At 69.8% G+C, this 21,362-nt stretch carries 22 protein-coding genes; 9 read left to right on the top strand and 13 right to left on the bottom strand.

What is annotated here, in order from left to right:
- Positions 1–7 precede the first annotated feature (7 nt).
- Positions 8–748, bottom strand: coding sequence for a PEP-CTERM sorting domain-containing protein (locus tag J2X21_RS22460; RefSeq protein WP_310332350.1), 741 nt, complete (start codon positions 746–748; stop codon positions 8–10).
- Positions 749–927: 179 nt separating this feature from the next.
- Entirely contained in the window at positions 928–2,055 is a 1,128-nt protein-coding gene (gene tgt, locus J2X21_RS22465) for a tRNA guanosine(34) transglycosylase Tgt (protein WP_310332351.1), read from the bottom strand.
- A gap of 64 nt (positions 2,056–2,119) precedes the next feature.
- Here tgt and J2X21_RS22470 point away from each other — a divergent pair, with 64 nt between their 5' ends.
- From J2X21_RS22470 to J2X21_RS22485, 4 genes are read left to right on the top strand one after another with little or no spacing between them, the layout of a single operon-like run.
- Positions 2,120–2,920 (top strand): substrate-binding periplasmic protein, encoded by an 801-nt coding sequence (locus J2X21_RS22470; protein ID WP_310332352.1) that lies wholly within the window; start codon positions 2,120–2,122, stop codon positions 2,918–2,920.
- A gap of 7 nt (positions 2,921–2,927) precedes the next feature.
- Entirely contained in the window at positions 2,928–3,683 is a 756-nt protein-coding gene (locus tag J2X21_RS22475) for a substrate-binding periplasmic protein (RefSeq protein ID WP_310332353.1), read from the top strand.
- Between the two features lie 50 nt (positions 3,684–3,733).
- The gene (locus J2X21_RS22480; RefSeq protein WP_310332354.1) at positions 3,734–4,519 is read left to right on the top strand and encodes a substrate-binding periplasmic protein; all 786 of its coding nucleotides are present in this window, start codon (positions 3,734–3,736) and stop codon (positions 4,517–4,519) included.
- 33 nt (positions 4,520–4,552) lie between these two features.
- Positions 4,553–5,158 (top strand): IMPACT family protein, encoded by a 606-nt coding sequence (locus J2X21_RS22485; RefSeq protein ID WP_310332355.1) that lies wholly within the window; start codon positions 4,553–4,555, stop codon positions 5,156–5,158.
- On the opposite strand, the gene queA is transcribed toward J2X21_RS22485, so the two are convergent.
- Together queA and J2X21_RS22495 are read right to left on the bottom strand one after the other, a co-directional pair.
- On the bottom strand, positions 5,110–6,159 hold the full coding sequence (gene queA, locus J2X21_RS22490) for a tRNA preQ1(34) S-adenosylmethionine ribosyltransferase-isomerase QueA (protein ID WP_310332356.1): 1,050 nt from the start codon (positions 6,157–6,159) through the stop codon (positions 5,110–5,112). The genes J2X21_RS22485 and queA overlap by 49 nt on opposite strands.
- A 35-nt stretch (positions 6,160–6,194) precedes the next feature.
- A complete protein-coding gene (locus tag J2X21_RS22495) occupies positions 6,195–6,554 on the bottom strand; it encodes a COG4315 family predicted lipoprotein (protein WP_310332357.1) in 360 nt (119 codons plus the stop codon).
- Between the two features lie 112 nt (positions 6,555–6,666).
- On the opposite strand from J2X21_RS22495, the gene recG reads away from it, so the two are divergent.
- A complete protein-coding gene (recG, locus tag J2X21_RS22500) occupies positions 6,667–8,724 on the top strand; it encodes an ATP-dependent DNA helicase RecG (protein ID WP_310332358.1) in 2,058 nt (685 codons plus the stop codon).
- A gap of 2 nt (positions 8,725–8,726) precedes the next feature.
- Here recG and J2X21_RS22505 read toward each other — a convergent pair whose 3' ends face one another.
- The 8 genes from J2X21_RS22505 to panB all read right to left on the bottom strand — a co-directional run bounded on the left by J2X21_RS22505 (position 8,727) and on the right by panB (position 15,067).
- Entirely contained in the window at positions 8,727–8,915 is a 189-nt protein-coding gene (locus J2X21_RS22505) for a hypothetical protein (protein ID WP_310332359.1), read from the bottom strand.
- Positions 8,916–9,188: 273 nt separating this feature from the next.
- On the bottom strand, positions 9,189–9,920 hold the full coding sequence (locus J2X21_RS22510) for a LytR/AlgR family response regulator transcription factor (protein WP_310332360.1): 732 nt from the start codon (positions 9,918–9,920) through the stop codon (positions 9,189–9,191).
- Positions 9,917–10,963 (bottom strand): sensor histidine kinase, encoded by a 1,047-nt coding sequence (locus tag J2X21_RS22515; RefSeq protein WP_310332361.1) that lies wholly within the window; start codon positions 10,961–10,963, stop codon positions 9,917–9,919. The genes J2X21_RS22510 and J2X21_RS22515 overlap by 4 nt, the downstream gene beginning before the upstream one ends.
- A gap of 30 nt (positions 10,964–10,993) precedes the next feature.
- Complete coding sequence (locus J2X21_RS22520; protein WP_310332362.1) at positions 10,994–11,890, bottom strand: alpha/beta fold hydrolase; 897 nt, start codon at positions 11,888–11,890, stop codon at positions 10,994–10,996.
- Positions 11,891–12,011: 121 nt separating this feature from the next.
- A complete protein-coding gene (locus tag J2X21_RS22525; protein ID WP_310332363.1) occupies positions 12,012–12,698 on the bottom strand; it encodes a peptidylprolyl isomerase in 687 nt (228 codons plus the stop codon).
- Positions 12,699–12,775: 77 nt separating this feature from the next.
- Positions 12,776–13,423 carry a peptidylprolyl isomerase gene (locus J2X21_RS22530; RefSeq protein WP_404667318.1) on the bottom strand — a complete coding sequence of 216 codons (648 nt, stop codon included), beginning with the start codon at positions 13,421–13,423 and terminating at the stop codon, positions 12,776–12,778.
- 1 nt (position 13,424) lies between these two features.
- On the bottom strand, positions 13,425–14,258 hold the full coding sequence (panC, locus tag J2X21_RS22535; RefSeq protein ID WP_310332364.1) for a pantoate--beta-alanine ligase: 834 nt from the start codon (positions 14,256–14,258) through the stop codon (positions 13,425–13,427).
- A 2-nt stretch (positions 14,259–14,260) separates the two neighbouring features.
- Complete coding sequence (panB, locus tag J2X21_RS22540) at positions 14,261–15,067, bottom strand: 3-methyl-2-oxobutanoate hydroxymethyltransferase (RefSeq protein WP_310332365.1); 807 nt, start codon at positions 15,065–15,067, stop codon at positions 14,261–14,263.
- An 86-nt stretch (positions 15,068–15,153) separates the two neighbouring features.
- Here panB and J2X21_RS22545 point away from each other — a divergent pair, with 86 nt between their 5' ends.
- The 4 genes from J2X21_RS22545 to J2X21_RS22560 all read left to right on the top strand — a co-directional run bounded on the left by J2X21_RS22545 (position 15,154) and on the right by J2X21_RS22560 (position 19,380).
- Complete coding sequence (locus J2X21_RS22545) at positions 15,154–16,074, top strand: hydrogen peroxide-inducible genes activator (RefSeq protein WP_310332366.1); 921 nt, start codon at positions 15,154–15,156, stop codon at positions 16,072–16,074.
- A 151-nt stretch (positions 16,075–16,225) separates the two neighbouring features.
- Positions 16,226–17,350, top strand: a complete 1,125-nt coding sequence (locus J2X21_RS22550) for a trypsin-like serine protease (RefSeq protein WP_310332367.1) — start codon at positions 16,226–16,228, stop codon at positions 17,348–17,350.
- Positions 17,351–17,478: 128 nt separating this feature from the next.
- Positions 17,479–17,982, top strand: coding sequence for a Dps family protein (locus tag J2X21_RS22555; protein ID WP_310332368.1), 504 nt, complete (start codon positions 17,479–17,481; stop codon positions 17,980–17,982).
- A gap of 93 nt (positions 17,983–18,075) precedes the next feature.
- Positions 18,076–19,380: a hypothetical protein gene (locus J2X21_RS22560; protein ID WP_310332369.1), complete on the top strand. Its 1,305-nt coding sequence runs from the start codon at positions 18,076–18,078 to the stop codon at positions 19,378–19,380.
- 13 nt (positions 19,381–19,393) lie between these two features.
- Here the strand turns inward: J2X21_RS22560 and J2X21_RS22565 are convergent, their stop codons facing one another.
- Positions 19,394–21,211, bottom strand: a complete 1,818-nt coding sequence (locus tag J2X21_RS22565) for a methyl-accepting chemotaxis protein (protein WP_310332370.1) — start codon at positions 21,209–21,211, stop codon at positions 19,394–19,396.
- Between the last annotated feature and the right edge of the window lie 151 nt (positions 21,212–21,362).

Consider the following 21,362-nt stretch of genomic DNA (forward strand, 5'->3'; position numbering starts at 1 on the left):
CCGGGTATCAGCCGCGGCGACGGCGTGAGGCCACACCCGCGCCCAGCAGCGCCAGGCCGGCCAGCACGGCGGATGCCGGTTCCGGCACGGTGTTGAGGCTGACGTTGTCGACCAGGATGGCGTCGCCGCTGTCCAGGTTGGCCGAGCGGAAGCCGATGCTGCTGAAGCTGGTCAGGCCCGAGGAGCCGTTGAAGACCGCGTCCGCACCGGTGAAGCCGGCCTGCTCCGCCGCACTGGGGTCCACCCACAGCGAGTAGCGGTTGTAGGTGGACGAACCGCCCACCTTCTCCAGCAGCGCCATCAGGTGGTAGGTGGTGCCCACGGCCACGGCCGTGGAGAAGCTGCCGCCGGTGCCCTGTGTGCGCACGAACAGGTCGGACGTGCAGCCGGCGGTGCCGCCGCAATTGCCCTTCAGGCCCACGTTGGGGCCGGTCGAGCTGCCGAACCAGAAGCCCAGGAAGTCGTTGCCGTCGATGGCGCCGGTGTCGAACTGCAGGTCGAAGCTCACCAGCACCTGGCGGGCGTTGACGGCGCCGCCGAGCGCCCAGGTGGCGGCGCTGTCGCTGTTGCCGCTGAAGCGCAGCGCCTGGCCCGTGATGGCGCCTTCGCCGGCACCCACGGTGACGACCGTCGCGGCGGCGGAGGTCGTCCAGCCCGTGCCGTCGGTCGAAGCCATGATGGGCGCGGCCTGGGCCATGCCGATGAAGGCCGTGGCGGCTGCCACGGCGAGATTGCCGGCGAAGTTCATCAATACTCCTTGTGTTCTAGGGATTGACGCCTCGTCGCCCCTGCGGCTCGGATTGTCCAGGCGCGAACGGCCAGCCTCGCCAGGCATCCACCGCGATCGCGGGATGGCCGCAGCCCCCTCAATCAAGCGGGTGCCGCGCTTCGGGTGTGATTCAGATCACACCGCGCGCCCGCCTCGCGTCAGACGCCGCGCGCCCGATCCGCGTGGAACTGCGCCCGCCAGGCCTCGAAGCGGCCGGCGTCCAGCGCGTCGCGCATTTCCTGCATCAGGTTCAGGTAGTAATGCAGGTTGTGGATGCTGGTCAGCATCGGGCCCAGCATCTCGCCGCAGCGGTCCAGGTGGTGCAGATAGGCGCGGCTGAAGCCGGTGCAGCATTCACAGATGCAGGTTTCGTCCACCGGCTTTTCGTCGGCCTTGTAGCGCGCGTTGCGCAGCCGCACGTCGCCAAAGCGCGTGAACAGGTGGCCGTTGCGCGCATTGCGGGTGGGCATCACGCAGTCGAACATGTCGATGCCCTGGCTGACGCCTTCGACTAGGTCCTCCGGCGTGCCCACGCCCATCAGATAGCGCGGCTTGTTGGCCGGCAGCTGGTGGCCCGTGTGCGCCAGGATGCGCTGCATCTCGGCCTTGGGTTCGCCCACGGACAGGCCGCCGATGGCATAGCCCGGCAGGTCCAGCTCGGCCAGGCCGGCCAGCGACGCGTCGCGCAGGTTCGTATACATGCCGCCCTGCACGATGCCGAACAGCGCGTTGGGGTTCTCCAGCCGGTCGAATTCGGTGATGCAGCGCTTGGCCCAGCGCAGCGACATCTCCATGGACTGCTGCGCCTCGCGCTCGGTCGTCAGCTTGCCCTTGCTCTCGTAAGGCGTGCACTCGTCGAACTGCATGACGATGTCGGAGTTCAGCACGGTCTGGATCTGCATGCTGATCTCGGGCGTCAGGAACAGCTTGTCGCCGTTGACGGGGGACGCGAACTTGACGCCCTCCTCGCTGATCTTGCGCATGTCGCCCAGGCTCCAGACCTGGAAGCCGCCGCTGTCCGTCAGGATGGGCTTGTTCCAGCTCTCGAAGCGGTGCAGGCCGCCGAACTGCGTGATGACGTCCAGGCCCGGGCGCATCCACAGGTGGAAGGTGTTGCCCAGGATGATCTGAGCGCCCATCTCCTGCAGCGAACGCGGCGTGACGCCCTTGACCGTGCCGTAGGTGCCCACCGGCATGAAGATGGGCGTCTGCACGACACCGTGGTTGAGCGTGAGCGTGCCGCGGCGCGCGCGGCCTTCGGTCTTGAGGAGGTCGAACTTCAGCATGGGGCCGTGATTGTCGCAGCCAGGGCCCGCCCGCCTAAACTGGCCCGCAATGAGGATCCCTGCCATGGCCCCATTGCGGCTGCTCCTGTTGCTGGCGGCACTGCTGCTGCCCGGCGCGGCTCTGGCCTGCGGCCCCTACCGCGTGGCCTTCTACGAATACGCCATCCTCTACCACCGCGACACCGACGGCCAGTACCGCGGCATCGACAAGGACGTGCTGGACGAACTGGCCCGGCGCACCGGCTGCCGCTTCGACACGGTGCTGGAATCGCGGGCGCGCACCTGGGCGTTGATGACGTCGGGCGGGCTGGACATCACGCTGTCGGCGGTCGTGAACCGCGAGCGCGAGCGCATCGTCGAGCTGGTGCCCTACCTGCAGTCGCGCCGCGCCGTGGTGCTGCGCAACCCCAGCGTGCCCAGCACTGCCGAGGCATTCATGCGCGATGAGCAGCGCCGCCTGCTGAAGGTGCGCGCCGCGCGCGACGGCCCGCAGATGGAGGCGCTGCTGGCCCGGCTGGAAGCACGCGGCCGTGTCGTCGAGGCCGCAGACCAGCCCAGCGCCGTGCGCGCCTTCAAGGCCGGCCGCGCCGACGCGATGGTGCTGGGCATAGGCAGCCTGGCCCGGCTGCGCCAGCAGGATCCGGAATTCCAGGCCTACGACGCCGTCTTCTGGGCGCCGACGGAACGGGTGGTGGGCGCGCTGGCCATGTCACGCGAGCGCGTCAGCGAGGCCGACCGCGCGCGGCTGCGCGAGGCGATTGCAGCCATGCGGCGTGACGGCGGGCTGGACGCCATCCTGCGCCGCCATGTCGGCGACAAGCTGGCCGCCGCGCTGCGCCTGCCCGACGGCGACAGCGGGCATTGACCGCGACATGCAGCGCCGCCCCCTGCTCGCCCTCGCCGCCGCGCTGCCGCTGCGCGCCGCGGCCGCCCGCACGCCGCTGCCGGTGTTCTGCCACGCGCTGCCGCCGCTGAGCTTCGAGCAGGACGGCCAGCCCACGGGACTGGGCGTCGAGCTGCTGCGCCGCATGGCCGAGCTGGCCGGCCTGGACCTGGCGCTGGCGCTGCAGCCGCGGCTGCGCGCGGAAAAGTCGTTTCTGGAGACCCCGGGCAGCCTGCTGTTCCCGCTGGCCCGGCTGCCGGAGCGCGAACACCGCTACCGCTGGGTGGGCCCGCTGCTGCCGCGCCGCGTGGGCATCTACCGGCTGAACAGCCGCGCGGACATCCGCTGGCGCGGGCTGCAACAGCTCGACGGCCTGCGCGTGGGCGCCACCGCCGGCACGGCCACGCTGGAGCAGCTGCAGGCCGAGGGCCTGAAGCCGGGCAAGGAGCTGGAGGTGTCGCCCAGCTACGAAGCCAGCGTGCGCAAGCTGCTGGCCGGGCGCATGGACCTGCTGGTGATCGGCGACCTCAACATCTACTGGCAGCTGCAGCTGCTGCGCGAACCGCCGGAGCGCATCAAGGAAGTGGCGGTGCTGGATGCCGGCACCGACTATTGCTTCGGCCTGCGCCCGGACGCCGAACCGGCGCCCGCGGATGCGCTGCAACGCGCGCTCGACCAGCTGCGCCGCGGCGGCGCCATCGAGCGCCTCAAGCAGGCTTACGGCCTGCCCGCGAACGCCACCTAGCAGCGCCTGATCCGGACTAGACTGGGCCGTCAGTCGACCGAGGAGGGGTCATGGCGATCTGGCGATGCACGCTCGCAGCCCTGGGCCTGTGGCTCAGCGCGCAGAGCTGCGCTGCCGATGGCTGCGGCCCCTACCGCGTGGGCCTGCGCGAATACCCCCGGCTCTACCAGCGCGCCGCCGCGGGTCAGTTCGGCGGGCTGGACAAGGACTTCTTCGACGCGCTGGCCGAACGCAGCGGCTGCAAGCTCGAGTTCCAGCTTGAATCCCAACCCCGGCTGTGGATGCGGCTGGCGCGCGGCGACATCGACATGGCGAGCTGGGTGGTGCCCAGCGAACAACGCGCCACCGTCGTGCGCATCCTGCCCATCATGGGCGGCCGCATGATGGCCGTGACCTGGCGCGACGCCGGCATCAAGAGCGAGGCCGAGTTCCTCGCCGACCCGGCGCTGCGCGCCGTCGCCATCAGCCAGGCGCTCTACGGCCCCGGCTACGACCCGCTGCTGGCCCAGCTGCGCACCCAGGGCCGGGTCAGCGACGTGGCCGACTTCGACATCGCCTGGCGCGCCTTCGCCGGCCGGCGCGTGGCGCTGATGTTGGCCTACCCCTGGAGCCTGGCGGGCCAGCCTCCGGAGCTGATGGCCCAACTGCAGCTGAGCGACTGGCACGCCGCCGAGACGGCCACCACGTCGGGGCTGGCGCTGTCGCGCAAGACCGTGCGCGAGGCCGACGCGCACAAGCTGGAGCAGGCCCTGCGCGCGATGCGGCTGGACGGCAGCCTTGCGCAACTCCTGGCCCGGCATCTGCCCGCCGGCACCGTCAGGCTGCTGCCGCCCTGAAGCACCATCGATGCAGCGCGGGACAATCCCGCCATGCCCCTGACCCTGGCCGCGCCGGCCGAGCACGAACTGATCGTCAAGAAGAGCCGCTTCCTCGGCCGCGTTGAACCCTGCGCCGACCGCGCCGCCGCGCTGGCCCGCGTGGCGCAGCTGCGCGCCGAACACCCGGGCGCGGCCCATGTCTGCTGGGCCTTGCTCGCCGGCGGCCACTCCGCCGCCAACGACGACGGCGAGCCCGGCGGCACGGCAGGCCGGCCCATGCTGGACGTGCTTCGCCACCAGGGCCTGGACGGCGTGCTGGCCACGGCCGTGCGTTACTGGGGCGGCGTCAAGCTGGGCGCGGGTGGCCTGGTGAGGGCCTACACCGACTGCATCGCGCAGGCGCTGTTGACGGCAGACAAGGTCGAGCGCGTGGCCCAGGTGGAACTGGGCTGCGAGCTGCCCTACGAGCTGGAAGGAAGGCTGCGGCGGCTGGCCGAGCAGCATGGCGCCGTGCTGGCGGACGTGCGGCATGAGGCACGCGTGCACATGCGTTTCTCGCTGCCCGTCACGGCTCGTGCCGCGTTCACGGAGGCCGTCGACGAGGCATCTCAGGGACGCGTGGGCTGGGTGCGAGACAGCAGCATCGCATCCCCATAGCTGAAGAAGCGGTAGCGCTGCGCGATCGCGTGGCGGTACAGCGCCATGACCTCGTCGTAGCCCGCGAAGGCACTGACCAGCATCATCAGCGTGCTCTTGGGCAGGTGGAAGTTCGTGACAAGCCGGTCGACGACGCGGAACTGGAAGCCTGGCGTGATGAAGATGTCGGTCTCGCGCGCGCCGGCCACGAGCTGGCCGCTCAACGCGCCGGATTCCAGCGCCCGCAGCGTCGTGGTGCCCACCGCCACCACGCGGCCGCCGCGCGCGCGGCAGGCGGCGATGGCGTCCACGGTCGCCTGCGGCACGTCAAACCACTCGCTGTGCATCTTGTGGTCGGCGATCTGCTCCACGCGCACCGGCTGGAAGGTGCCGGCGCCGACATGCAGCGTGACGTGGGCGGTCGACACCCCAGCCTCGGCCAACCGCGCCAGCAAGGCCTCGTCGAAATGCAGCGCCGCGGTCGGCGCGGCGACGGCGCCAGGTTCCTTCGCGAACACGGTCTGGTAGCGACGCACGTCGTCTTCGTCGTCGGCATGCGCGATGTAGGGCGGCAGCGGCACATGGCCGTGCTGGTCCAGGAGCGCGAACGGGTCGCCGGCCAAGCGCAGGTGGAACAGGCCGTTGTCCGGCCCGCAGCGGCCCAGCACCTCGGCGTCGAAGGCATCGGCAAACCGCACGCGGCTGCCGGGCTTGGGGCTCTTGCTGGCGCGCAGGTGCATCCAGACTTCCTGCGTGCCTGGCAGCACGCGCTCGACCAGCGCCTCGACATTGCCACCCGTCGCCTTCACGCCGTACAGGCGCGCCTTGATGACCTTGGTGTTGTTGAACACCAGCAGGTCGCCGGGCTGCAAAAGGCCCGGCAGTTCGCGGAACACACGGTCTACGCGAGTCTCACCCGATGCGTCCAGCAGCCGTGACGCGGTGCGCTCGGCGGCGGGATGCTGGGCGATCAGCTCGGGTGGCAGATCGAAATCGAAATGGGCGACGGTGAGTTCGGACATGGGGCCGAGATTGTCTCAGCCCCGCGTTCTGGAACTCAGGGCTTGGCCAGATGCCAGACCTGGTTGACGTTGTCGCCCGTGCGATCACCGGGCTTCTGGTCCTTGACCCAGCCGTAGACCGGCTTGCCTTTGTAGGCCCACTGCTTGCTCCCGTCGTCGCGGGTCACGACGGTCCAGTCGCCCTCGGGCCTGGCGTCGGCCGCGGCGGTCAGCGGCGGCCAGTTCGCCGCGCAGCGGTCGTTGCAGTTGCTCTTGTTCGCGGCATCGCGGTCGAAGGTGTAGAGCGACAACCCGTTGGGACCGACGAAGATGCCATCAACCACCTGCGCCGGCGGCGCGGCGTGGGCGGACGCAGCGAAGCCGGCAACGATCAGGGCAAGCAGGGAAGAACGCACGGCACAGGTCTCCGGGATTGCAAAGCCGCCAAGGTAGTGGCGCGGTCGCGAGGCGACTACGAACGATTTCGCGTATTCATCTGCGCGCAGTCGCCGCCGCCACAATCGCGCCATGCCCGAGGCCTCCGCCGCACCCAGCAAACCGCAAGCCAAATCCGCCCCGCAGAAGGCGATGGAGAAGCTCGGCCTCGTGCGCGACATCGACCTGGCCCTGCACCTGCCGCTGCGCTACGAGGACGAGACCCGCATCACGCCCATTGCCGCGCTGCAGGACAACGTGCCGGCGCAGGTGGAGGGCGTCGTCGTGGACTGCCAGGTCGAGCTGCGCAGCCGCCGCCAGCTGCTGGTGCGCGTGAAGGACGAGTCCGGCAGCCTGCTGCTGCGTTTCCTGCACTTCTACCCGTCGCAGCAGAAGCAGATGTCGGCGGCCACGCGGCTGCGCGTGCGCGGTGAGGCGCGCATCGGCTTCTTCGGCCGCGAGATGGTGCACCCGGTCGTCAAGGTGGTGGACGAGGACACGCCGCTGGCGCAATCCCTGACCCCGGTCTACCCCGCCTCGGCCCAGCTGCCGCAGGCCTATCTGCGCAAGGCCGTGGCCTCGGGGCTGGCGCGGGCCGACCTGCGCGAGATCCTGCCGGCGGGCGTCGTGCCGCAGGGGCTGCCGTCGCTGAAGGAGGCGCTGACCTATCTGCACCATCCGCCGCCCAGCGCGTCGCAGGAGGCGCTGCACGAGCATCACCACCCGGCCTGGCACCGGCTCAAGTTCGAGGAGTTGCTGGCCCAGCAGCTGTCGCAGTTGCAGGCCCAGCGCGAGCGGGCGTTGCTGGTCGCACCGGCGCTGCGCGCGCGGCCCGGCGGCCTGCACCAGAAGCTGCTGGAGGTGCTGCCGTTTCAGCTGACCGCCGCGCAGCAGCGCGTGTCCGAGGAGATTGCGCAAGACCTGGCCCGGCCGCAGCCCACGCACCGGCTGCTGCAGGGCGACGTGGGCTCGGGCAAGACGGTCGTCGCGGCACTGGCCGCGGCCATCGCCATCGATGCCGGCTGGCAGTGCGCGCTGATGGCACCCACCGAGATCCTGGCCGAGCAGCATTTCCGCAAGCTGATAGCGTGGCTGGAGCCGCTGGGGTTGAAGGTGGCGTGGATCACCGGCAGCGTGAAAGGCAAGGCGCGGCAGAAGATGGTGGACGCCGCCGCCTCGGGCGAGGCGCAGCTCATCGTCGGCACGCACGCCGTCATTGAGGACAAGGTGCGCTTCGCGAAGCTGGGCCTGGCCGTCATCGACGAGCAGCACCGCTTCGGCGTCGCGCAGCGGCTGGCACTGCGCAACAAGCTCAAGGCGATGGACCTGGAGCCTCATCTGCTGATGATGAGTGCGACCCCCATTCCCCGCACGCTGGCGATGACCTATTTCGCCGACCTGGACGTCTCCACCATCGACGAGCTGCCGCCCGGCCGCAGCCCCATCGTGACCAAGGTGTTCACCGACGCCAAGCGCCACGACGTGGTCGACAAGATCCGCGGCGCGGTGGCGGACGGCGCCCAGGTCTACTGGGTCTGCCCGCTGGTGGAGGAAAGCGAGACGGTGGACCTGCGCAACGCGACCGAGACGCACGCCGAGCTGAGCGAGGCACTGGCAGGCACGTCGGTGGGCCTGCTGCACGGGCGCATGTCGCCCGGCGACAAGGCGGCCGTCATGGCCGAGTTCTCCAGCGGCCGCATGAGCGTGCTGGTGGCCACGACGGTCATCGAGGTGGGCGTGGACGTGCCCAATGCCAGCCTGATGGTCATCGAGCACGCCGAGCGCTTTGGCCTGGCGCAGCTGCACCAGCTGCGTGGCCGCGTGGGCCGGGGTTCGGTGGCCAGCGTCTGCGTGCTGATCTACAGCCCGCCGCTGTCCGACACCGGCAAGTCGCGGCTGAAGGCCATGGTCGAGACGACCGACGGCTTCGAGATCGCCCGGCGCGATCTGGACATCCGCGGCCCGGGCGAGTTCATGGGATCGCGCCAGAGCGGCGCGGAGCTGTTGAGGTTCGCGGACCTGCAGGAGGACGCGCCGCTGCTGGTCGCCGCCCGCGCGTTGGCGCCGCGGCTGCTGGACGAACATCCCGAGGCCGCGCGACGGCAGGTCGCGCGCTGGCTCGGGACGAAGGCGGAGTTCCTAAAAGCCTAGGCTCACTTGCAGGTAAAGCTCTTGGCGTTCACTTCCTTGACGTTGCCGGCACCGCAGGTGGCCAGGGCCTGATCGCTCATCTTCTGGATGGAGGCGCTGTCGGTGGACGTGTGCACCGGCGGCGCGAAGACGCAGGCGCTCAGGGCGACGGCGGCGGCCAGGGCGACGGTGAAGGTGGCGATGCGGTTCATGTTCGAGTTCCTTGGGGTCAGGTGTTGAGATGCGTCGCATCGTCGGGGATGTGCGATGAACAGTCAGCCGTCGTGCGACGAACTGCACAACGCCTTGGACAGGCTGCACGCTGACGGAAGCGTTGAATAAGTTCCCGCGATGCAGCGCGCCCTGATTTGGGATGGGCGGCAAGGCGCAAAGCGCAGCCCTGGCGGGCCATGGCGAGCATTTGCAACGCAGCAGACCGCCCAAGGCAGGGATGCGCTGCGCGCGAGGGGCTTGTTCAGCGCTTCCTACAACTCCAGCTTTTCTCGCAGCAGCTTGGCCTGGCGGCGCGACACCTCCACCTGGTGGCCGTCGCGCAGCGTCACGCGGTAGCCGTCGCTGCTGGACGGCGCGATGGCCTGGATCCAGCGCAGGTTGATCAGGTGGCTGCGGCTGGCGCGGAAGAACAGCTGCGAGTCCAGCTTCTCCTCCAGGCTGGTCAGCGTGCGGTTGATCAGCGGGCGCTGTCCGTCGAACCAGGCCTGCGCGTAGTTGCCGCAGCTCTCGAAGCCGGCGATGTCGCCCAGCCGCACGAACCAGCAGCGCTCGCCATCGCGCAGAAAGACCATGTCGTCGGCGCCTTTGATCGATGTCGCCGGCGTCGTCTGAACCATCGTGGCCGGTGCGGGCCGCAGCCGCTCGCGCACCTTGGCCAGCGCCGCCTCCAGCCGCTCGGGCTCAATGGGCTTGAGCAGGTAGTCCAGCGCGTTGCGATCGAAGGCCGCCAATGCGTGCTGGTCGTAGGCGGTGGTGAAGACGACCAGCGGCAGGTGCTCGATCTGGTCCAGCAGGTCGAAGCCCGTGGCGCCGGGCAGCTCCACGTCCAGCAGCAGCAGGTCGGGCTGCAGCTGGTCTATGGCCTCGCGCGCGGGCAGCAGCTCGGCGGCCTCGCCGACGATGTCGGCGTCGGGAATGGCGGCCAGCAGCGTGCGCAGCTCCTGGCGGGCGAGGCGCGAGTCCTCGACGATGTAGATCCTCATGCCGCCATCATCTCCACACTGACCTGCACACGGCCGTCCGCCGCCTCGATGCGGCAGCCCGCGCCCTCGCCGCCGGCGCGCGTCAGGCGCTCGCGCAGGTTGGCCAGGCCCAGGCCCGTGCCGTCGGCGCTGCTGCCCGGCTTCCACTGGCCCGGGTTCCCCACGGCCACGGACAGCTTGTCGCCGTCGCGGGCGACGCGGATGTCCACCACGCCGCCGCCGGGCGTGCGCGCAATACCGTGCTTGATCGCGTTCTCCACCAGCAGCTGCAGCAGCATGGGTGGCACGCTGGCACCGGCGGTCGCGGGGTCGACCTGCCAGTCCACGCGCAGCCGCTCCTCGTGGTGCAGTTGCTCCAGCGCCACGTAGTCGCGCACGACGGCCAGTTCGTCGGCCAGCGGCACGCGCTCCTTGGCGCTGTGCTGCAGCGTGTGGCGCAGCGTGTTGGACAGCCGGCTCAGCATCTCGCGGGCGCGGACCGGGTCTTCGTTGATGAGGGCGCGCAGGTTGTTCAGCGCGTTGAACAGGAAGTGCGGGTTGATCTGGGCCCGCAGCACCTGCAGCTCCAGCGCGCGGGCGGCGGCCTCGGCCTGCCACTTGGCGATCTCGCCCAGGCGCCAGCGGTTGATCATCTGGAGGCCCACCCACACCGCCGCCCACAGCCACAGCAGGATGCTGGTGTTGACCGTGTAGCTCAGGATCATGAGGCCGCTGTGCGGCATGTTGGCGGGGAACTCCAGCAGCCCCAGCGCCAGGCCCACGCGGTTGACGAGCAGCAGCAGGCATTGCAGCGAGAAGGCCAGCAGCGGCGGCAGCAACAGCAGCCGCAGCAGCAGCGCGCGGGGCGGCAGCTCCAGCCAGCCGCGGCGCAGCGCCAACGCCCGCAGTCCCTCGCTGGCCGCCCACAGGCCGGCGCCCACGCAGACCATCACGAAGGCCAGCGAACCGGTCAGCCGCTGGAAGCTCGCCACCATGACCAGCGAGATGCCGACGTAGCCGGCCCACAGCAGCGCCTGCACCACCGCCCGCTTGCGCGTGTCCATGCTCCTCCCGCCCTGTCGGGTTTGACCTTCTTATCGGGCCGCCAGGAAGCCCTTGACCTCGCCGACCAGCCAGTCGGCATCGTCCCACATGAGGAAGTGGTAGCCGCGCTGGCTCATGCTGACCTTGGCGCCGTTCAGGCCAGCGTACTGGGTCTCGAAGATTTTCTTCGTGCTGTCCAGCGTGGAGCCCATGGGCTCGAACGCGGCCCAGGCGCCCAGCACCAGCGTCGGCGCGGTGATCCTGGGCAGCAGCGGGCGCAGGTCCTCGCCCCACAGCTCGGACATGGCCTGCGCCGTCGTGGCGCGGTCGCTGGCCAGGCTCCAGGCGACGACACGCTCGAGATGGGCGGGGCTGCGGGTCATGCCGGCCGCGCCCTGGCGGGTGCCCGCCTCCCACTGTTCCTTGCTGGCGCCCAGCATCTGCTGGCGCATGCCGGCGGCCATGCCGCGCGCGGCCTCGGGCGTCATGCCGCGCAGGCCGCCCAGGAAGGGCAGCGAGTCGACGATGACCAGTCGCTCGATGCGGCCAGGCTTCTCGGCCGCCATCTGCAGCGCCAGCGTGCCGCCCAGGCTGTGGCCGATGACGACGGGCTTGTCCAGCTTGCGGTCGTCCAGGTAGGCCAGCAGGCGGTCGCGCATCGCGGTGTTGAAGTGCTCGGTCGTCACCGCCGGCGCGCCGGCGAAGCCGGGCAGCTGCACGAGGTGGCATTGCACGCCGGGCTGCAACGCGGCGCAGGTCTCGGTCCAGACGCTGGCGGCACTGTTCAGGCCGGGGATCATCAACACCGGCTTGCCCTGGCCCACGACCTCGACGCGCAGGTCGCGGAACTCGGCGGGCGCGGCCTCGCTGCGGCCGACGTAGAGTGCCGTCAAAATGGCCACGGCGGCACCGAAAAGGCCCATCCAGGAACGCTTGCGTGAGGACATGCTGGTCTCCATCCAGGTTGTGATGGAGCGCATGTTGCCGATGATCTTCCCTGTAACCCGCTGCCGGATGACCAGCGGCGGGCCGGGCGGACGAATGGCGAAACGGCGGGGTGGGCGGCGGCTACTTCAGCCGCTGCGCCCAGTACACCAGCACTTCCGTCTGCGGCTGCAGGTCGGTGGAGCTGTAGCGGTAGACCGGCACGATGTTGATCGCGTCCAGCGTGTTCAGGCCCGAGATGATGCGGCCGAACACGGCATAGCCCGGGTTGCTGGCGCTCTGGTAGTCCAGGCCCGTGTTGTCCACCACATTGAAGAAGAACTGGCTGGTGGCCGAGTCGGCGTCGCTGCGGCGGGCCATCGCGATGGTGCCGCGCAGGTTGGAGAGGTTGTTGTTGCTCTCCAGCTTGATGGGCGCGTACAGCGGCTGCTTCTCGATCATGCCGCTGCGGTAGCCGCCGCCCTGCACGACGAAGTCGCGGTCCACGCGGTGGATCAGCGTGTTCGAGTAGAAACCGGCGGCGACGTATTTGTAGAAGTTGGCGACCGTCTGCGGCGCATAGCTGTCGTACAGCTCGACGACGATCTCGCCGCTGCTGGTCAGCATGCAGACGGTGCCCCACTGGCTGGCGGCGGACGCCGCCAGGCCGGCCGCGCTGCACGACAGCGTGGGCGGATTCGGGTTGGGGTTGGGGCGCGGGTTGGACCCGCCGCCGCCTCCGCCTCCACCGCCGCCGATCTCGACATAGCCGCCGCCGCCGCAGGCGGCGAGGCTCAGGACGGACAGCAGAACGGCGACGCGACGCAGCATGGCAGCACCCGGGATGTGGCAGGGCCTGCCCAACGTGTCAGAGGCGGGTGCCGCTGACACGTCGTCGCAGTTGGTTACTAGAGGGCAATGACCTTGGCTTCAGTGACGACGACGTCGACCAGCGGCATGTCCGACGCATTCGTGTTTACGGCGCGGATCGCGTCCACCACGTCGAGTCCAAGCGTCACTTGGCCGAACACGGCATAGCCGTCGGGGTTGGCTGCGCTGCCGTAGTTCAGTACCGAGGAGTTGTCCACCGTGTTGATGAAGAACTGGCTGGTGGCGCTGTCGGTCACGGCCGTGCGTGCCATCGCAATGGTGCCACGCACATTGGACAGGCCGTTCTTGCTTTCCAGCAGGATGGGCGGGTAGGTCGCTGCCTTGTCCACGATGGCGCCAGCCGCGTTGCGGGTCATGCCACCGCCCTGGATGACGAAGTTGGCGATGACGCGGTGGAACAGCGTGTTCGTATAGAAGCCGTCGTTCACGTACTTCAGGAAGTTGTCCACCGTGATGGGCGCATGGGTGCGATCCAGGCCCAGTTCGATGACGCCTTTGTTGGTGGTCAGGCGCACCTTGTGCGTGACGGTCAGCGTGACGGGCGGGACCGGGGTCGGCGTGGGCGTGCTGCCACCGCTGCTGCCGCCACCACCGCCGCAAGCGGTCAGAGCAAGGGTCGTGGCCAGCGCCAACAGCGCGCGGCGGGGGAGTCGATTCGGGGTCATCTCAAACTTCAAGGTTGTCGATCAAACGGGTCGTGCCAAGTCTGGCGGCGGCCAGCGCCACCAGGGGCTGGCCGTCCACGGCGCCACTGAGGTCGTGGCGGACCCGGAGTGTGACGTAATCCGGCAACCAACCGGCGTCACGCAGCGATTGCATGGCGTCGGCTTCCATAACCGCAAGTTCGCGCTCCCCGGCCTGCCAGCGCGCGATCAGCGCCTTCAGCGTGCGTGACAGCCGCAGCGCCTCGGCCTTCTCGGCCTCGCTCAGATAGCCGTTGCGCGACGACAGCGCCAGGCCTTCCGGGCTGCGGCGCGTCTCGCCGCCGTAGATCTCGATCGGCAGCGCCATCTGCGCCGTCATGCGGCGCAGCACCATCAGCTGCTGGTAGTCCTTCTTGCCGAACACGGCCAGCGTGGGCTGCACGATGTTGAACAGCTTGTGCACGACGGTGCAGACACCCGTGAAGAAGCCGGGGCGGAAGTGGCCTTCCAGGATGTCGGCCAGCTCAGGAGGCGGCGTCACCTTGTAGCCCTGCGGCTCGGGGTACAGCTCTTTCTCGCTGGGCGCGAACACGATGTCGCAACCGGCGCCTTCCAGCAGCTCGCAGTCCCGCGCCAGCGTGCGCGGGTAAGTGTCGAAGTCCTCGTGCGGCGCGAACTGCAGCCGGTTCACGAAGATGCTGGCGACCACCGCACCCGCCGGGCCGACCAGCTCGCGTGCCTGCTTGACGAGCTGCAGATGGCCGTCGTGCAGGTTGCCCATGGTGGGCACGAAGCCGCGCTCGCGGTGGATGGCGAGCGCGTCGCGCAGCTCGTTGATCGTGTGGATGACGCGCATGCTCAGAACCCGTGGACCTCGTTGACCGGAAAGCTGCCGGCCTTCACCTCGTCCACATAGCCCTTCACTCCCGCCAGCACCGAGTCCTTGCCGGTCATGAAGTCCTTGACGAAGCGGGGCTTGCGGCCCGGCGTGATGTTCAGCATGTCGTGCAGCACCAGCACCTGGCCCGACGTGCCCACGCCCGCGCCGATGCCGATGACCGGCACCGGCGACGCGGCCGTGATGTCGGCGGCCAGTGCGGCCGGCACCATCTCGTACAGCAGCATGGCCGCGCCGGCCTCCACCGCCTGCTGCGATTCGCGCTTGATGCGCGCCGCGCTTTCCTCGTCGCGGCCCTGCACCTTGAAGCCGCCCAACGCCGTGACCGTCTGCGGCGTGAAGCCCAGGTGCACGCAGACCGGGATGCCTCGCTCGCTGATGAAGCGCACCGTCTCGGTCGTCCAGCCACCGCCTTCCAGCTTGACCATGTGGGCGCCGGCCTTGACCAGCGCGGCGGCGCTCTTCCACGCCTCTTCCTTGCTGACGTGATAGCTGTCGAACGGCAGGTCCGCGATGACGAACGCGTACTTCACGCCGCGGCGCACGCAGGTCGTGTGGTACAGCATGTCGTCCAGGCTGACGGGGGCCGTGGAGCCACGGCCCTGCAGCACATTGCCCAGCGAATCACCGATCAGCAGGATGTCCACGCCCGCCTCGTCCAGCAGGCTGGCGAAGGCCGCGTCGTAACAGGTCAGCATCGCGATCTTCTCGCCGCCGGCATGCATCTGCGCGAGGCGCGGCAGCGTCATGAGCTTGCGTTCAGTCATGCGGTTCTCCGTATAAACCCTGAAGACCCTCGTGGGGCGGCGGCAGTGTAGCGTTCGGGTCCGTTCCCTGAAGCCGTCCCCCAGCCATGACCCTGACCGAGTTGCGCTACATCGTCGCCGTCGCCCGCGAGCGCCATTTCGGTCGTGCGGCCGAGGCCTGCTTCGTGTCGCAGCCGACGCTGTCGGTCGCCATCAAGAAGCTGGAGGAGGAGCTGGATCTGAAGATCTTCGAGCGCGGTGGCAGCGAGGTGTCCGTGACGCCGTTGGGCGAGGAGATCGTGCGCCAGGCACAGTCGGTGCTGGACCAGGCCGGCGCCATCAAGGAGATCGCCAAGCGCGGCAAGGACCCGCTGGCCGGCGCGCTGCGGCTGGGCATCATCTACACGATCGGTCCCTATCTGCTGCCCGAATTGGTGCGCCACACGATAGAGAAGTACCCGCAGATGCCACTGATGCTGCAGGAGAACTTCACCGTGAAGCTGCTGGAGATGCTGCGCACCGGCGAGCTGGACTGCGCCATCATGGCCGAGCCCTTCCCCGACACGGGCCTGGCCACGGCCGATCTTTACGACGAACCCTTCGTCGTCGCGCTGCCGGCGTCGCACCCGCTGGCCGACCGCGCCACCATCAGCGCCGAGGAGCTCAAGCGCGAGACCATGCTGCTGCTGGGCACGGGCCATTGCTTCCGCGACCATGTGCTGGAGGTCTGCCCCGAGTTCGCGCGCTTCTCCAGCGACGCCGAGGGCATACGCCGCAGCTTCGAGGGCTCGTCGCTGGAGACCATCAAGCACATGGTCGCGTCCGGCATGGGCGTGACCGTGGTGCCACGACTGTCAGTGCCGCGCGAGAAGACCCCGCACCTGCGCTTCGTGCCGTTCAGCGACCCCGTGCCCACGCGCCGCGTGGTGCTGGCCTGGCGGCGCAGCTTCACACGCTATGAGGCGATCGCTGCGCTTCGCAACGCGATCTATGCCTGCGAACTGAACGGTGTCACTCGTTTGAGCTGAGGCAAAACCCTCCCCCTGGAACATGGGAGTGAGGTTCTACGCGGGCGCAAACACCACCGATAGTCGCGCCCTCGTACCCGCAACCTTGCTGCCCCCCCAACGCGCCACCGCGCGGACCGGCGGCAACGAACTCAAACCAGGGAGTATTTCCGTGACGAAGACTTTCGCAGCACTGGCCATCGCCATGCTGGCCGCCGGCAGCGCACACGCCAGCCTCAAATCGGTCTCGGGCAGCTTCGGCAGCACGTCGTGGACCGCCAGCAGCACCATCGTGGGCGTGACACCCACGGCAACGGCCCCCACGGCCGGCGGCGGCGATCCGCGCTACTTCGCGCCCCGCTCGCAGTACAGCGGCGTGGCCACCATCATCACGGAATACGCCAACGGCGACGCCTTCATCTGCTCCGGCACGCTGATGTCCAACCAGCGTTCCATCCTGACCGCAGCGCACTGCGTCAGCGACGGCACTGCAGCCCGCCCGGTGAACACCACGGTGCACTTCTACACCGGCACCGACCCCGACAACGTCACCTGGGCCGCGCCGACCTTCAGCTACGGCGTAAGCAACTACTACGTGCATTCGGCCTACACCGGCCATGTCATCGACCAGAACGACATCGCCGTGCTGACGCTGGACGCCTTCGTGGACTCCAGCGTGAAGACGCACGGCCTGTACGGCGGTAGCGACCTGACCGGCCTGGAGTACAACATCGCCGGCTACGGCGGCCGCTCGACCGTCGGCGGCAGCGCCGGCGTGGATGCGCGCACGGGCCGGCTCCGCCAGGGCGACAACCGCTACGACTTCCGCCTGGGCGATGCCGACTTCGGCGGCTTCTGGGACGACGTGCTGGGCGAACCCGCCAGCCAGATCGAATACACCTACCTGGCCGACTTCGACAACGGCAGAGGCGCCAACGATCTCAGCTGCAACATCGCCGTCTTCGGCTTCGGCATCGCGCCCAGCGGCAAGTACTGCAACACCGGCCTCGGCGCCGATGAAGTCTCCAGCGCCGGCGGCGACTCGGGCGGCCCCGAGTTCATCGGCGACCTGGTGGCGTCGGTCACGTCGTTCGGCCTGACCTTCGGCGACACCTGGGGCGACGTGGACAACAAACTCAACAGCAGCTTCGGCGAATTCAACGGCTTCGTGCCCGTCAGCATCCACCGCGACTTCATCGCCGCGGCCATGGCCACCGTGCCGGAACCAGGCAGCTTCGCGCTGGCCGGCCTGAGCCTGGCGCTGCTGGGTGCCTCGCGCCGCAAGCGCCGCGCCTGATCGCCTCGCGCCTTCAGCAAAGCCACCTTCGGGTGGCTTTGCTTTTTCCGGGCGCGGGACTTTCTTTCGGGGTATGTGCGGTCACGATGCATCCGTTAGGCTCTGCACATCCCCATCCGGAGCCCCCCATGCCCAAGAAGTCCGCCCCCGCCGTCAACGCCGGCATCAGCATCGGCATCAATGAGAAGGACCGCGCCGCCATCGCCGCCGGCCTGTCCAAGCTGTTGGCCGAGACCTACACGCTGTACCTGACCACGCACAACTTCCACTGGAACGTCACGGGCCCGATGTTCAACAGCCTGCACGCGATGTTCATGGCCCAGTACACCGAGCTGTGGAACGCGGTGGACCCGGTGGCCGAGCGCATCCGCTCGCTGGGCCATGCGGCGCCCGGCAGCTACGGCCAGTTCGCCAAGCTCAGTGGCCTGCCCGACGCGCCGGCCAAGCCGCCCAAGGCGCTGGAGATGGTGCGCATCCTGAAGGAGGGCCACGAGGCCGTGGCGCGCACCGCGCGCGCGCTGTTCCCCGTCGTCGAGAAGGCCAGCGACGAGCCCACGGCCGACCTGCTGACGCAGCGCATCACGGTGCATGAACAGACGGCCTGGATGCTCCGGAGCTTGCTGGAGGAGTAGCCAGTGGGCCGAGAAGCGGCCCCGCGCGACAGCGCGAGCCGTCTGTCGGCGCAGCCAACAAACGGCCTGGATGCTGCGCGGCCTGCTGGAAGAGTGAGCGACGCCCAGCGCCGCCCCGGCCGCCTGCGCGCGGCGCTGCGGATGGGCCTGAAAGGCATCGTCTGGCTGACCCTGGCGCTCGCCGCAGCCGCCCTGTTGGCGCTGACACTGGCCGTGCAGCAGTCACCCCGCTGGCCGGAGCCGACCGCGGTGTCGGCGGCGGACGTCGCACGGGCGCGCGATTTCCTGCACCGCAACGACCCACGCCGGCCGGCGTTCGGCCCGTTTCGCACGCTGATCGCCTCTGAGCGAGAGGCCAACCTGATGCTGGACCAGCTGGTCCGCCGCGTCGCGCCGGGCGGGTCGGCGCAGCTGATGCTGGCCGGCGGCAGCGCGCGGCTGCAGGCCAGCCTGCCCGTGCCGCACAGCCCCGTCGCGGCCTGGCTGAACATCGCCGCCACGCTGCACGAGACCCCGGGGCTGCCCGCCATCGCCGACCTGCGGGTGGGCCGGCTGCCGGTGCCCGCCTGGCTGGCCGAACGGCTGCTGCCAGCCCTGGCCGCGCGGCTGAATGCCACCCCCGAGGGCGCGCTGGCGCTGGACATGGTGCGGCGCGTGCGCCTGACGCCGGCCCGCGTCGAGGTGGTCTACGAGTGGGGTGATGACGGCCTGCAGCGGCTGCTCGGCACGCTGCTGCCGCCCGCGGAGCAGGCGCGCCTGACCGCCTATGCCCAGGCCCTGTCCGGCGCAATGCAGGCCCACGTCTCGGCGGGCGGCAGCACGGGCCTGCCGCTGGCGAACCTGCTGCCGCCGCTGTTCACGCTCGCCAGCCAGCGCAGCGTTGGCGGCGATGCGGTCGCCGAGAACCGTGCGGCGCTGCTGACGCTGGCGCTGCAGGCCATAGGCCGGCGCATGTCCGACCTGGTGCCGGCCATCCAGGCCGCGCCCCAGCCGCCCCACCTGACGATGACACTGGCCGGCCGCGAGGACTTCGCCCAGCACTTCCTGATCTCCGCCGCGCTGGCGCTGGAGGGTGGCGGGCCGTTGGCCGACGCTATCGGCGTCTACAAGGAAACGGTGGACCTGCGCCAAGGCAGCGGCTTCAGCTTCAACGACATCGCCGCCGACCGCGCCGGCGCGCGCCTGGGGCTGCTGGCACGGCGCGACCCGCAGGCATTGCAGCAGCGGCTGGCGCGCGGCGCGCGCGAGAGCGACTTCATGCCCGACGTGGCCGACCTGCCGGAGTTTCTCGGCCGCAAGGAGTTCCTCGCGACCTACGGCGGCCTGGATGCGCCGCCCTACCGCCGCATGCTGGCCGACATCGACCGGCGGCTGGACGCGCTGCCGCTGCTGCGCTGACCGAGGATACCGCTCAGCGCTCCAGCCGGAACGCCCCCACCGCCGCCGCCAGCCGCTCGGCCTGCTGCTTCAGCGCCTCGGCCGCCGCGGCCGACTCCTCCACGAGCGCCGCGTTCTGCTGCGTCAGCTGGTCCAGGTGCGACACCGCGGTGCCCACCTCGGCGATGCTGCCGCTCTGCTCGCTGCTGGCCGCGGCGATCTCCTGCATCAGCCCCGTCACCTGGTTCACCGAGGTGACGATCTGGTTCATCGTCTCGCCGGCCTCGGCGACCAGGCGCGAACCGCTGTCCACGCGCTCCACCGACGCCGAGATCAGCGTCTTGATCTCCTTGGCCGCGTCGGCGCTGCGGCCCGCCAGCGAGCGCACCTCGCTGGCCACGACGGCGAAGCCGCGGCCCTGTTCGCCGGCACGCGCCGCTTCCACGGCCGCGTTCAGCGCCAGGATGTTGGTCTGGAAGGCAATGCCGTCGATGGTGCCGATGATGTCGGCGATGCGGCTGGAGCTGCTGCTGATGTCCTGCATCGTCGTGACGACGCGCGACACCACGTCGCCGCCGCGCTGCGCCACCTCGGCCGTCGCGACGACGAACTGGTTGGCCTGCGCGGCGCGCTGCGCGTTGAGCTTGACGGTGTCGGTCAGCTGTTCGGCGGAGCTGGAGGTCTGTTCCAGGCTGCTGGCGGTCTGCTCGGTGCGGGCGGAGAGGTCCTGGTTGCCCAGCGCGATCTCCTGCGACGCGGTGCGCACCGACTCGCTGCCGTCGCGGATCTCGCGCAGCACGCGATTGAGCTTCTCGACGAAGGTGTTGAAGCTGGTCGCGATCTCGGACAGCTCGTCCTCGCCGGCCGCGCTGACGCGCCGCGTCAGGTCGCCGTCGCCGGAGGCGATGTCCTGCAGCGCCTCGTTGAGCTGGGCCAGCCGGCGCAGCCGCCGTGCCACCAGCGTGCCCATCACCATGCCGCCCGCCACCAGCACGACGACGGCCGCCACCAGCGAGCTGGCCGCCAGCCCGCGCAGGCCCGCCAGCGCCTCGGACTTGTTCAGCGCGATGACCAGCACCCAGTCCGTGCCCTTCACCTGCGTGGCCAGCAGCTCGTGGGCCGTGCCGTCGATGTCTGCCGGTTCCAGCCGGGCCGCCGCTGCCAGCTGGCGCAGCCGCTCGGCGGTCAGGCCGGGCACCGCGTCCTTCGCCGGCGTGCCGCCGCGCTTGAGGTCGGGGTGGGCGATGAAGTTGCCGTCCTTGTCGGTCAGGAAGGCGAAGCTGGCCGGCGTGGGCCGGATGGACTTGACGATGTTGACCACGTTGTCCAGGAACACGTCGCCCGCGGCCACGGCCGTCGTGTTGCCGCCCTGCTTCACCGCGACGGCGAAGGTGACCACCATGCGCTGCGTGGCGGCGTCCTTGTAGGGCGAGGTCAGCACCGGGCCGCCGGCGCCTGCAGCCTGCAGATACCAGGGCCGGCCGGTGGGGTCGTAGCCCTCGGGCAGCGTCTGCGGCGCATTGAACAGGATGCGCTTGTCGGCGAACGCCACGTAGCTGTTGTCGAAGCCGCCGGACTCGCGCGCCTGCACCAGGTAGCTGACCGCCTGCTCCGCCGGCACCGCGGCCACCGGCATCGTCGACTTGACCACCGCCACCTTGGAGGCGGCCCAGTCCGAGATCGCCTGTGCCTGCGCCTGGGCCAGCCCTTGCGTGCTCTGCTGCAGCTCGCTCAGCACCTGGCCGCGCGCGGTCATGTAGTTGGCCACGGCCAACGCCAGCAGGCCCAGCAGCATGGACACGACGGCCAGCGCGACCAGTTGCGCGCGAAGGGACTTGAAGCGGGACAGCATGGCGACTCCTCCTCGGCAGCGAAACCACCAACTTTGCCTGCGCCGGCCGCCCTTGTGTGGTTGGCGACGCGGGCCTCGCGGCCTGCGTTGCGACAGAAGCCACGCTCGGATGCGTTTGTCGGGGTTTGCGGAGGGGGCGCCAAGGCCGGCA

The sequence above is a fragment of the Roseateles asaccharophilus genome (assembly GCF_031458115.1).
Classification (GTDB): Bacteria; Pseudomonadota; Gammaproteobacteria; order Burkholderiales; family Burkholderiaceae_C; genus Pelomonas; species Pelomonas asaccharophilus_A.

Bases quoted from the DNA above. Each gene is read 5' to 3' on its own strand.
- J2X21_RS22510 (WP_310332360.1), bottom strand. From the start codon at position 9,920: ATGAGGATCTACATCGTCGAGGACTCGCGCCTCGCCCGCCAGGAGCTG.
- queA (WP_310332356.1), bottom strand. From the start codon at position 6,159: ATGTCCGAACTCACCGTCGCCCATTTCGATTTCGATCTGCCACCCGAG.
- J2X21_RS22480 (WP_310332354.1), top strand. From the start codon at position 3,734: ATGGCGATCTGGCGATGCACGCTCGCAGCCCTGGGCCTGTGGCTCAGC.
- J2X21_RS22460 (WP_310332350.1), bottom strand. From the start codon at position 748: ATGAACTTCGCCGGCAATCTCGCCGTGGCAGCCGCCACGGCCTTCATC.
- panC (WP_310332364.1), bottom strand. From the start codon at position 14,258: ATGCGCGTCATCCACACGATCAACGAGCTGCGCGACGCGCTCGCCATC.
- J2X21_RS22565 (WP_310332370.1), bottom strand. From the start codon at position 21,211: ATGCTGTCCCGCTTCAAGTCCCTTCGCGCGCAACTGGTCGCGCTGGCC.
- panB (WP_310332365.1), bottom strand. From the start codon at position 15,067: ATGACTGAACGCAAGCTCATGACGCTGCCGCGCCTCGCGCAGATGCAT.
- J2X21_RS22470 (WP_310332352.1), top strand. From the start codon at position 2,120: ATGGCCCCATTGCGGCTGCTCCTGTTGCTGGCGGCACTGCTGCTGCCC.
- tgt (WP_310332351.1), bottom strand. From the start codon at position 2,055: ATGCTGAAGTTCGACCTCCTCAAGACCGAAGGCCGCGCGCGCCGCGGC.
- J2X21_RS22485 (WP_310332355.1), top strand. From the start codon at position 4,553: ATGCCCCTGACCCTGGCCGCGCCGGCCGAGCACGAACTGATCGTCAAG.
- J2X21_RS22525 (WP_310332363.1), bottom strand. From the start codon at position 12,698: ATGCTGCGTCGCGTCGCCGTTCTGCTGTCCGTCCTGAGCCTCGCCGCC.
- J2X21_RS22555 (WP_310332368.1), top strand. From the start codon at position 17,479: ATGCCCAAGAAGTCCGCCCCCGCCGTCAACGCCGGCATCAGCATCGGC.
- J2X21_RS22515 (WP_310332361.1), bottom strand. From the start codon at position 10,963: ATGGACACGCGCAAGCGGGCGGTGGTGCAGGCGCTGCTGTGGGCCGGC.
- J2X21_RS22475 (WP_310332353.1), top strand. From the start codon at position 2,928: ATGCAGCGCCGCCCCCTGCTCGCCCTCGCCGCCGCGCTGCCGCTGCGC.
- J2X21_RS22520 (WP_310332362.1), bottom strand. From the start codon at position 11,890: ATGTCCTCACGCAAGCGTTCCTGGATGGGCCTTTTCGGTGCCGCCGTG.
- J2X21_RS22545 (WP_310332366.1), top strand. From the start codon at position 15,154: ATGACCCTGACCGAGTTGCGCTACATCGTCGCCGTCGCCCGCGAGCGC.
- recG (WP_310332358.1), top strand. From the start codon at position 6,667: ATGCCCGAGGCCTCCGCCGCACCCAGCAAACCGCAAGCCAAATCCGCC.
- J2X21_RS22530 (WP_404667318.1), bottom strand. From the start codon at position 13,423: ATGACCCCGAATCGACTCCCCCGCCGCGCGCTGTTGGCGCTGGCCACG.
- J2X21_RS22505 (WP_310332359.1), bottom strand. From the start codon at position 8,915: ATGAACCGCATCGCCACCTTCACCGTCGCCCTGGCCGCCGCCGTCGCC.